Source organism: Rhodoferax sp., assembly GCF_037143375.1.
Taxonomy (GTDB): domain Bacteria; phylum Pseudomonadota; class Gammaproteobacteria; order Burkholderiales; family Burkholderiaceae_C; genus Rhodoferax.
In genome coordinates, this window is sequence record NZ_JBAWYV010000113.1 from 1 (window position 1) to 10,701 (window position 10,701).

General features: G+C 53.9%; 12 protein-coding genes and 1 pseudogene. 12 read left to right on the forward strand and 1 reads right to left on the reverse strand.

Annotation, left to right across the window (positions count from 1 at the left end; genetic code table 11):
* Positions 1–34: 34 nt before the first annotated feature.
* Positions 35–778: a DUF2285 domain-containing protein gene (locus WCG50_RS14335; RefSeq protein ID WP_336900283.1), complete on the forward strand. Its 744-nt coding sequence runs from the start codon at positions 35–37 to the stop codon at positions 776–778.
* Here the strand turns inward: WCG50_RS14335 and WCG50_RS14340 are convergent.
* Positions 773–1,027 carry a hypothetical protein gene (locus tag WCG50_RS14340; RefSeq protein WP_336900284.1) on the reverse strand — a complete coding sequence of 85 codons (255 nt, stop codon included), beginning with the start codon at positions 1,025–1,027 and terminating at the stop codon, positions 773–775. The genes WCG50_RS14335 and WCG50_RS14340 overlap by 6 nt on opposite strands.
* Positions 1,028–1,120: 93 nt before the next feature.
* On the opposite strand from WCG50_RS14340, the gene WCG50_RS14345 reads away from it, so the two are divergent.
* The 11 genes and pseudogenes from WCG50_RS14345 to WCG50_RS14395 all read left to right on the forward strand — a co-directional run.
* Positions 1,121–1,921, forward strand: a complete 801-nt coding sequence (locus WCG50_RS14345; protein WP_336900285.1) for a DUF2285 domain-containing protein — start codon at positions 1,121–1,123, stop codon at positions 1,919–1,921.
* A gap of 122 nt (positions 1,922–2,043) precedes the next feature.
* Entirely contained in the window at positions 2,044–2,325 is a 282-nt protein-coding gene (locus tag WCG50_RS14350) for an AlpA family transcriptional regulator (RefSeq protein ID WP_336900286.1), read from the forward strand.
* Positions 2,322–2,645: a hypothetical protein gene (locus WCG50_RS14355; protein ID WP_336900287.1), complete on the forward strand. Its 324-nt coding sequence runs from the start codon at positions 2,322–2,324 to the stop codon at positions 2,643–2,645. Before WCG50_RS14350 ends, WCG50_RS14355 begins: the two co-directional genes overlap by 4 nt.
* Complete coding sequence (locus tag WCG50_RS14360; protein WP_336900288.1) at positions 2,642–2,920, forward strand: hypothetical protein; 279 nt, start codon at positions 2,642–2,644, stop codon at positions 2,918–2,920. The genes WCG50_RS14355 and WCG50_RS14360 overlap by 4 nt, the downstream gene beginning before the upstream one ends.
* A 365-nt stretch (positions 2,921–3,285) precedes the next feature.
* The gene (locus WCG50_RS14365; protein WP_336900289.1) at positions 3,286–3,594 is read left to right on the forward strand and encodes a hypothetical protein; all 309 of its coding nucleotides are present in this window, start codon (positions 3,286–3,288) and stop codon (positions 3,592–3,594) included.
* Positions 3,591–3,812: a hypothetical protein gene (locus tag WCG50_RS14370; protein ID WP_336900290.1), complete on the forward strand. Its 222-nt coding sequence runs from the start codon at positions 3,591–3,593 to the stop codon at positions 3,810–3,812. Before WCG50_RS14365 ends, WCG50_RS14370 begins: the two co-directional genes overlap by 4 nt.
* Positions 3,809–4,213 (forward strand): hypothetical protein, encoded by a 405-nt coding sequence (locus WCG50_RS14375; RefSeq protein ID WP_336900291.1) that lies wholly within the window; start codon positions 3,809–3,811, stop codon positions 4,211–4,213. The genes WCG50_RS14370 and WCG50_RS14375 overlap by 4 nt, the downstream gene beginning before the upstream one ends.
* On the forward strand, positions 4,210–7,134 hold the full coding sequence (locus WCG50_RS14380) for a DUF927 domain-containing protein (RefSeq protein WP_336900292.1): 2,925 nt from the start codon (positions 4,210–4,212) through the stop codon (positions 7,132–7,134). Before WCG50_RS14375 ends, WCG50_RS14380 begins: the two co-directional genes overlap by 4 nt.
* On the forward strand, positions 7,131–7,856 hold the full coding sequence (locus WCG50_RS14385; protein ID WP_336900293.1) for a hypothetical protein: 726 nt from the start codon (positions 7,131–7,133) through the stop codon (positions 7,854–7,856). Before WCG50_RS14380 ends, WCG50_RS14385 begins: the two co-directional genes overlap by 4 nt.
* Positions 7,857–7,921: 65 nt before the next feature.
* Positions 7,922–8,338, forward strand: coding sequence for a hypothetical protein (locus tag WCG50_RS14390; RefSeq protein ID WP_336900294.1), 417 nt, complete (start codon positions 7,922–7,924; stop codon positions 8,336–8,338).
* Positions 8,339–8,505: 167 nt separating this feature from the next.
* Positions 8,506–10,701, forward strand: a pseudogene (locus WCG50_RS14395) (hypothetical protein); the annotation flags it as partial.

The window sequence follows — 10,701 nt, forward strand, 5'->3', positions numbered from 1 at the left end:
GGCACCTAATGAAGGCCGCACCTGAAGGGGTTGCATGTTTATTCGACCAAACTGGAGAGACCCAGTTCCTTACAAGTCAATTCACTTGAATGATGACGCTACAAACATCACTGCATGGGAATTTTTAAGACGAAATCCAGACTACCAAAAAGATACTGATGAATACCGGAGCGAGGTTTGCAAATGGTGCGTAGACCATCCAAAACTCCTTCAGAAAACAGAGGGTTTTTTGGAGTTAGGGGATGATTTGTATATTAAAAATACCTGCTTCAGGGAGAATTCCCAAACCCGCTGGACGTTTTGGAGCGATCACTTTAACGCTACCTGGGATATTTTTTTTGGCGAGACAACAGACGATAACCATCGAGATTTTTTTACTTATAAATCTTGCTATTCCCCTGAACTTTATAAACCTGTTTTATTTGGCAAAGTGGAAGGTCCGCTTGTACTGATCCCGGTTGATCTTTCAATGCCATTGCAGGCATTGCTAAAAATAGTAGAGGGCGAAATACGGGAGTTTCGCGATAGGGGGATTAAAGAAGGTGTAGTGGTAACGCGCAAAAATAGAATGCTTGAAAACCGGGTTTATATTGAGCAACTGCGCATCCTTGATGCCATTGCCGCTGGTGCCACAGTAAGTGAAATTGGAGACGTACTTGCACCTGGTGCAATCAATGACGCCGAGTCAAAACAGCGAGATAAACGCATTAAGGCGGCCTACCAGGCGGCTTTAAAAATGCAAAATGGTGGGTATCGCGTCCTGATACCTGACTTATGACGGTGATGTTTTGGAGAAAATAGCCGTGGCCAGCATGGCGGGCCGGGCTGTTGTCGGGGACGTAAGCGCCACCATTGCCAACGACGACGCCACCACGACCAGTTCACCCGGTGCAACGACTTTCACCTGAGCAAATGCACGGTGAGCTGGTGCCGTACCTCTACCAGGTGCAGAGCATGCCCGGTAGTCGATGCCGGGCAGGTGGCCAGCGTTGAGGTTAATGCTCGCCCATAGAATATGGCTTGACACGTCTACCCTGCGCCTGATCCGCAAAGGGGAAAAGTCGGATACCTTCACCGGCCTGGCGTGGCACCTAATGAAGGCCGCACCTGAAGGGGTTGCATGTTTATTCGACCAAACTGGCGAGACCCAGAGCCCTACAAATCAAGTTTAGTAAATGATTTTGCATCCAATAAAACAGTTTGGGAGTTTTTGCGCCGAAATCCGGAATACCAAGCGGATAGCAAGAAATTTCTAGCCGAGGTTTATGAGTGGTGCTTCAATAATCCGAAGGACTTACAAGAGACTTTTGAATATTTTGACTGTCCCTCAAAATTGTCAATCATGCTTACTGCCTATGAAGAAATATGCAGTGAGCGCCATGAATATTGGCTAACTTACTTTAATGACAAGTGGTTGATTCCCTCGAATCTATTACCCGATGATGACAGTGGATTTGATGTTTTTATAAGTTTAATTGACGCCTATGGTTTCCATGACGCAGGAGCAGAAGAACGATTTAAACCTGTTTTCTTTGGAAAAGTTGAAGGGCCGCTAGTGCTGATCCCGGTTGATCTTTCCACCCCTTTAGAGACATTGCTGCAAATGGTGGAGGGCAAAATAAGGGAGCTGCGTGAAGCCGGGATTAAGCAAGGTACTGTCAAACCGAACGTAGCCCGCGTTCTTTCAAATCGAATTTATATTGAGCAACTGCGCATTCTTGATGCCATTGCCGCTGGTGCCACAGTGAGTGAAATTGGAGAAGTACTTTCACCGGGTGAAATAAATGACGCCGAGTCAAAACAGCGAGACAAGCGCATCAAAGCTGCCTATCAAGCAGCACTAAAAATGCAAAACAAGGGCTATCTGAATTTGCTAAATGCTGATAAATTTGAGGCTATTTACAAATTCAATGACATGTAACGGCGCGTCTGTCAAGGAAAAATAAAGGCCCCCGTCAATCTTGATAGGGGCCTTTATTTTTTCTATCTAGGTGCTGGCATAACGGGAAAACTACGGACTTCAACAACCTATTGAGGCCCGTAATGAACCGATTAAACCAACAACCCCAGCCCGTGCAACCGATGCATGGCGCGACTCCAGCGGCCCATGATGGCCGCCTGCCCTTCACCCCGAAGCCTGGCAACCTGATTCGTTTGCCGCAAGTCGAAATTAAAACTGGATTGAAAAAATCCACGATTTATGCCGGGGTCAAGGATAAAACATTCCCGTCACCTGTTCGTTTGTCTGCCCGCGCTGTTGCCTGGCGCGAGGAAAATATCGACAGTTGGATTAATGCCCGCGTCACGACTGGTGGCCAGCAATGAACCACGCTCAAAAAATAGATCCCAGTTGTGCTGCCAGCAATCAAAAGACCACTGCCAAACCCACGCCAAATATTACTAATTTAGATGCCGTGATTGAGATCGTGAAGGGCTATAAACGGGCGTGTGAAAAGGAATTCGCACCCCATTACTGCAATACATTGGCTGAAAGACGCAACACGAACAACACCGTCAATGCAATGGTGCAAGCGTGTATCAGCCTGCATATCGCCATGCTGCCCGCTGCGCCTGCAACGTGCTGCCCAACGCCCGCGATTGATGCCTTGAGCAATGAGCGCATCCAAGCCGGGGCACAAGCATGAATACCGGCCCGCAATATATCAAGGAACAAGCCATAAAGGCTGCTGAGCACCGCCTGCGGCAAGCGGCAACCTTCACCGGCTTGAATATCAAAAACCCATTGTTTCAAAAGCGCATGGGCAAAGGAGATTGCTCTGTGTTGGTGCGGTTTGAATACCCCGGCAGGCTTACCGTTTATGACCCCGTGACCGGCGAACAATTGGCCGCCTCTGAACTTGGCCATCCTGACGTTTTACACCCTGGCTTTGTGCCCTCAATACCTTCTCTAAGAGGGTAGTGACACCAGCCGCAATACAAGCGGGCCGCTAAATTTGCTTCTAAATAAATAGCTGCTTGCGCAATGCCCACAAGGGCTAGAGCCTTAAAACACATAAAAATAGAAACGATATGCGTAAAACAATTTGCAGACTGGCGCGAAGCCGTGCTAAAGTCCTCCCCGGTGCTAAGAACACCACAAAACAAGCGGTTTACCTTCCCGTCAGCAAGGTTTTTTCATGCCCAAAATTTAAGGTTTTGGACGTGGGGAGGGTCTACCCGCAAGGATGGCCGCACAACTTGTTTTGTGTTCTTAAGCCCCACGTCCATTCTGCTGATCTAAGAAGTCAGCGAGTGGTTTTTCAGTCTCGACAAGGAGCCGAAACCATGACCACCACCACGCCCAAAGCGGCACCCCTGGGCACCACGCCCGCCATCACGTCAAACACCACACTGGGCCGCTTGCTGCATACCCGCATCATTCAACGCCGGTACCCAGCACTGACGGCACCCAAAGTAGAGCCCACGATAGCCCGGCAACAAGCCATTGAAAACGCCTTGTCTATGGCACTTCACTACATCCGCACCACCGACACCCAGCAAGGCATTCAGGCTGCTACAGCCAAGGCCATGCGGGCCGTGTCCATGCTCAAACAGGCTTGCAATGAGTTGACTATCGGCGGGGTGACGGCATGATCTTCGACGCACAAACCCGAATTAATTTGAGCGCAACCTTTTCAGCATGGCAGGAAAAGACGAATAGGACTTATGCCCTTGTTTCAGCGGTACGGGATAGTCTCTCTACAGACGAAAATCACGCTGTTAATTTGCAGCTCTTGGACATTGCCGAAGAAACGCTTTGCGATTTAAGTGAGTTTTATCGGCTGGCCGAACTTTTCGGAGTGATGGTATGAGCGCAGCCACCAACAAAGCAGCCAACGCAGCCCCCGATATTGACGCGGCAGTCAATACCGTTAATGAGCTGGTGGAAACACTCTCAGAGAAGTTTTTCTACCTTGGAAAAGTCACGCAAATGGCTGCGTTTGCAGCCGAGGCGCGGCGGACTTTGGAACTTTATTCAAGCCAAGCGGACTACTTTCCTGATTTCAAAAATAGCCTTAAAAACTGCAACGAATCCGTTAATAACTGGCGCAGCTTTGACGATACAAGCGGCGATGTTTTGCAGCAAATAGCCTGCCAAATAGACGCCTGCGCTAACGAGCTGAACATGGGCATCCAGTGCGTGCGTGACCTGCGTCGTTTGCGAATGAAGGACGCCAAAAGCACGGCACCAGACAGGCCCGAGCAAACATGAAAACCATCATCACCCCTGAGCTGATCCGTTCGGCCCTGCAATACGTTTCGGCAAACCTGCAACGCGATGAATGGGCACGTGTGGGCATGGCGATCAAGTCTGAATTTGAAGATTTGACCGGCTTCGATTTGTTCGATGAATGGAGCCAAACGGCGGACGGCTACAACCTCAAATCGACCCGCTCAACTTGGAATAGTATCAAGGCGGGCGGCGGCGTTGGCATTGGTACGCTGCTGCACTTGGCTAAAGAAAATGGCTTTGTCATTCTCAAGATGGATCAACCCCCCGTCAAACCAGACACTGAAATAGCGGCCCGCCTGGCACGCGAAAAGACCGCCCGCGACCAAGCCGAAAAAGACAAGCAACAAGCCGCCCACGCCCATGCAGCCGGTGAGGCCGCGTTACTGTGGCGCGATGCCAGCGACACGGGGGCAAGCGCCTACCTGACCCGCAAGGGCGTGCAAGCCCACGGCCTGCGCTTTGCGTCTGATGGCCGCGTGCTGGTGCCTTTGTGCGATGAAGTAGGCAAGCTGTGGAACGTGCAACGCATTGCCCCCAGCAAGCCCGCCAACGGCAGCACCGACAAGCTATTTTTAAAGGGCGGGCGCAAGTCTGGCCTGTGGCATTTGCTGGGCACAATGCCAAGCCTTGAGGCAACCGGCGACACGGCCCCCGCGCCCTCGGTGTTGCTGGTGGCTGAAGGTTACGCCACGGCCGCAAGCCTGTTCGAGGCCACCGGCCGCCCGGTGGCGTGTGCCTTTGATGCTGGCAACCTGGTGCATGTGGCCAAAGCCTTGTACCTGGCACACCCGGCCGCGTTGCTGGTGCTGTGTGGCGATGAAGATTTGCAAACCTATGCCGACAAGGGCCACAACCCCGGCCGCGACAAAGCCAAGGCGGCGGCCCGTGCGGTGCATGGCCTGGCCGTGTTCCCTGTGGGTTTGCCCGATGGTGGCAGCGACTTCAACGACCTGCACCATGCGGCGGGCCTTGAGCCGGTGCGCTGCATCGTAGATGCCGCCATTGAAGCGCACCAGGCCAGCCAAGCGGCCGCCCACGCTGCGCAAGCCGACAAGGCAGGCACTGACAGCCCAAGCAAGCGGCGTAAGCCCGGCGGGGCCGTTGCTGTGGACGGCGAGCGCATCTATGACCCGTTCACCGTGGATGATTCCGGCGTGTGGTTCACTGGCGCTGACCAGGACGGCAAACGCAAGCCGCCCGAATGGATTTGCAGCCGCTTGGATGTGGAGGCCTTGACGCGTGACCAAGACGGCGGCGGCTGGGGATACTTCGTGGCTTTTGCTGACCCGTTGGGCCATGTCAAACAATGGGCGATGCCTGCCCGTATGTTGTCCGCTGACGGCGGCGAATACCGCTCCACGCTGTTGAATATGGGCCTGCGTATCTCCACCACGCCCCGCGCCCGCAACCTACTAACCCAGTTCATACAAACTCGCACGCCTGAAGAATTTGCCAGTTGCACTGACCGCGTGGGCTGGCACGGCACCGCCTTTGTGTTGCCCCGTGAAACCATTGGGGATGATGCTGAACGCATTGTTTTTCAGAGTGACAACGCGGTTGAAAACACATTCCGCACCAAGGGCACGCCTGAACAATGGCGTGACCGTGTGGGCGCTCTGTGCGTAGGAAATTCACGCTTGGCGTTTGCCGTGGCCTGTGCCTTTGCCGGGCCGCTATTGCGCCCGGCGGGCATGGAATCGGGGGGCTTTCATTACCGTGGCGACAGTTCAAGCGGCAAGACCACGGCCCTGAAACTGGCAGCCAGCGTGAATGGAGGAGCCAGCTACCTGCAACGCTGGCGAAGCACAGACAACGCGTTAGAAGCCACAGCCGCACAGCACAGCGACTGCGTTTTGATTCTTGACGAACTGGCACAGATAGACCCCAAGACGGCGGGCGAATGCGCCTATATGCTGGCAAACGAACAAGGCAAAGCCCGTGCGACTCGTGGTGGAACAGCACGCCCCCGGCAAGTTTGGCGCTTGCTGTTTCTGAGTGCTGGTGAATTGGGGCTTGCTGACCACATGGCAGAAGGACAAAAACGAACCCGAACCGGGCAGGAAGTACGCATGGCAGACATTCCGGCCGATGCGGGCGTGGGCTTGGGTGCGTTTGAGAATCTGCACGGATTTGAAGGCGGTGCCGCGTTTGCCAAGCACATCACCGGGCAGGGTTTGGCCGTGTACGGTGCCCCGGGCCGCGCCTGGCTGGAGTGGTTGACCACCAACGCGGGCACGCTGAAGGCCAGCATAAAAACCACATCAAACGCCCTGGCTGCGCAGTTGATCCCCAAGGATTCAAGCGGGCAGGTTGAGCGGGTAGGGGCACGCTTTGCGCTGGTGGGTGCGGCTGGTGAGCTGGCCACAAAGGCGGGCCTGACTGGCTGGCCAGAGGGTGAGAGTGAGCGGGCTGCTACGGCTTGCTTTAATGCCTGGCTGGCTGCCCGTGGTGGCAATGGAAACGGTGAGATTGTGGCCATGTTGCGGGCCGTGCGGCGCTTTTTGGAGGTCAACGGCGAAGGCCGTTTTGCACTGTGGCACCGTCAAGGCGATGACCACAATTCAAAAACGCTAAATCGGGCGGGATTCCGGCGGGTGTATTGTGCTGACGGTGAGCCGTTCAAAGACATTGGGGCCAAGGATCGAGGCCTTGAGCCTTCGTTTTCTTATGTGCTGGATGCGGGCGGGGCCGTGCATTATTTTGTTTTGCCTGAGTGCTTCCGCTCTGAGATTTGCCAAGGCTTTGACTACAAAGCGGTGGCGCATGTGCTTGTGGAGCATGGTTGTTTGATCCCAAGCAAGGGCAGGCCCTTTGATTCAAAACACCGCCTGCCCGGCATGGGCAATAGCCCTGTTACCTGCTATCAAATTACGCCTGAGATATTTGCCCTTGATTTATGAACCTGCGCCATGCAGCACAAGCGCCAAATATGTATCTGCCCTTCATGCGCAAGGCTTTTCCATCCCCGTTGATACGGTTGATGGCCATTGGTCAATTGCAAGAATTAAGGCGTCTCGGACTCACTTGGTTAATGATTCGGGCGCTGTTGCGAGCATTGCTTGAGGAAACCCAGCACTATCGCATCGCAGACGCCATGCCTACGATTGGCGATGACCGCCAATCACTGAGGGCGGTTCAATCACTGGCACTTGAACTATTGGAAGTCTTGCAAAACTCATTTCGCGTGAGCTGCGATATTGGCGCGGGTCAGATGATTCAATCGCTGGGTTTATTTTCTGATGGTTGCAGTGAGCGCCTGCGATTTATGCCAACTCAGTCACGGCGGAGAAATCACGTGAACATCATTGCAAGGGTGGCAGCAATCACTGCGCCTCTGAAGATTCATATTTCAGCGCGTGAAGGGACGCGCTTCTTCAGGATTTGCAAGGCGTCTTTTTCCTTGGCTGGCGTGACCAAAGCAGCGGCAAAAAAGGGAACTAATAAGCGTCAACAACCAGCGCCACCCAGCCCCTCTGCATCGATTCGAAGCTTCATAAAAGCTGAGCGGCCGGACACTGAAGGCCCGCTAAAAACCACGTCCTTTAATCTCCTTGAAATAGCTGGACATTGCGTTAAAAATTCGCCTGGAGGCGAGTTCTTACAGCCCGTTATTCAGAGGTAAGGTTTATAAATTTGCGGGGAAAAAATAGTTAATTTCCTCGCTCACAACATTGAAAAGAGAAATTTATGTCAAATACTGGAAGTTCAGTTGTCTCGCTGGCGGCAAATACTACCCAATGCACCGCCCAACCACTGCCATTCAAAGGGACTGCGTTTGACTTTGGAGACGGGCAAATTTTTATCATCCCGTCGCTTACTGCACGCGACTTAAAGAGATTAAAAGGAGAAATTTCAATACTTCAAAACGTGGCCAATATCGATGTCATTGATTCGGTAGACGCCTGCGTTTCCTTGGTGCATGCTGCACTGAGTCGGAATTACCCCACGATAAGTAACTACGATGTTTCCGGGTTAATCGATGTTAGCAACATGCTCCAAGCAGTCAGTTGCGCGATGGGCATTCAAAGCAAGCCCTTAGAAAAAGCAGAAATTCGCAGCACCGAACGGCATGCAGCCAGCCGGTTTTTTGGGGGCGCGAAATGAGCTCCGACGGCAAAGAATATAAAACAGATATTACCGCCGACCCTTCGAATTTCGAAGCGGGAATGAAAAAGGCCGCGAAGTCTGCGGCCGATGCAAGCGGCCTTATTACCTCTGAGTTCCGGCGAATTGCCGACTCCGTATCCATGATAACCAAGGGGTTTGCTGGAATGACTGCTGTTCTGGCTGGTGGTGGTGCGCTCAAAAAATTCATCAGTGATGCCAACGAGTGGAACGGTGAAGCGGGAAAGATGAGCAAGCAACTAGGTATTACCACCCAGCAGGCCAGCATCATGAATGTGGCGTTGAACCACTTGGGAATTGATACAAGCGTCTATACCGATGCTTCGATGAAGATGAGTAAGCAAATTCAAGGGAACGCTCAAGCCTTTGACGTCTTAGGTGTCAAGACTCGTGATGTGAGCGGCGCATATCGCCCGGTCACTGAGCTCATGGGCGAGGTAAACCAAAAGCTTTTAGAGATTAAAAACCCGATTGAGCAAAACATTGCGGGTCAACAAGCCTACGGCAAGGGCTGGACTGAAATCCGAGGGATTCTGAGGCTTACTTCGGAGGTTATGAGTGATGCCGAGGAGCGAGCCAAGCAACTGGGTTTGATCGTAGGCCCTGAAGGCGTGGCCATGAGCAAGCAATACAGCGCACAAATGCGTGATTTGAATTTGGTCGGCAGGAGTATTGAAACGCAGTTCGGCAACCAACTGTTGCCAGTATTCACCCGTTTGGGTAAGTTCATGAGCGAAGAGGGCCCTGTGATGGGGCAGGTATTTGCCACAGTACTGGAGGGCGTCGGCTTTGCCGCGTCTACTGTTTGGCTGAAGCTGAAAGACACGGGCGATTCAATTGGAGCCATGGCGGCGCAAGCCGGTGCGTTACTCACTGGCGATATGGCAGGATTCCGGGCGATCGGCAAGGCGCGTGATGAGGAATATAAAAAAAATGAAGCCGCATTTGAGCGGCTAAAAGCCAACTTTGGCAAGCCCCTGCCAGCCCCAAAGATTGCCCCTGCGTCAGACAATCAAGGGCCGCAATATCATTTCAAACCCAAAGAAGAGGCGGCTGTTGCTGCACCTTCGCGCATGGCTGAATGGGAGGCCAAGCTCGCGGAGGACAAGGCGGCGCTTGAGCGAGAAGGCTTGCTGGCCGGGCAGTTCCGGGAGATGAGCAAAGCGGCTGAGAAAAAATATTGGGACGAGCTGAAGGCCGTGAAGGGCCTGAGTGATGGCGAGCGCAATGCGCTCGCTCGCAAGTCAGCCGAGGTTGAGATGGCGGGCATCAAAAATAACTTTGAGGTCAAGGTGGCCACGCTGCAGGCAGAGGCTGCAGCCTACAAGAACAACACCGCCGAACGCCTGCGCCTGGAGCTGGAGATTCAGGCCAAGTACCAAGAGGGCACCAAGCAGTTCGAGGAGTCGGCCAAGCGCATTGTGGAGATTCAACGCCAAGCGGCCGAGCAGGAGCGCACCATTCGCGCCAGCAGGGTGCAGGCCGAACGTGATGCGCGGCTGCAGACTGTGACGATCGAGGAGCAGGCGGTGCAAACCGCACTGCAGCTTGGCACCATCACGCAGGCACAGATGCTGGCTGAACAAGCTGCGTTTGAGAACCGGCGCAACGCGATTGCCCGCGAGGCGGTGCAGGAGCGCCTGCAGATTGCGCTGCTGGACAAAGATAAGAACCCGATAGAAGTGGAGAAGATCAACTCCGAGATTGAGGCGCTGGAGTTGGCGCACCAGGTGCGCCTGGGGCATATTCGCCAGCAGGCCACGGTGGAGTCTGGGCGCTACCAGACGCAGTTTTTTCAAGGGGTACAGGGCAACTTGCAAACCTCGCTGCAGAGCATGCTGAGCACCATGACGATCACCAGCTCGGGCATCAAGGGGTTGTTTGCTTCCATTGGCCAGACCATGGCGCAAACGGCGTCCAAGATGGCGGCAGACTGGCTCATTAACCAGATCAAGATGCGGCTGTCATCCAAGACTACGGCGTTGTCACAGCTCAACAGCAATGCGGTAGCGGCGGCGGGTGGGGCTTATAACGCGATTGTGGGCATTCCCTACGTGGGGCCATTTTTGGCACCGGCAGCGGCGGGGGTGGCCTATGCGGGCGTGATGGCGTTTGGCGCCATGGCCTCGGCTGAAGGTGGCTTCGATATTCCGGGCAATGTGAACCCGATTGTGCAGACGCACGCACGCGAGATGATTTTGCCTGCCAAGCATGCGGACGTGATCCGTGGCCTGGCAGATGGTGGGCCTGCAGCCGCTGGCGGCGGCGGGGGTGACATTCACATCCATGGCAAACCCACCGACAAAATCAGCATGACGGAGCTGGCGGTGATGCTCAAGCGC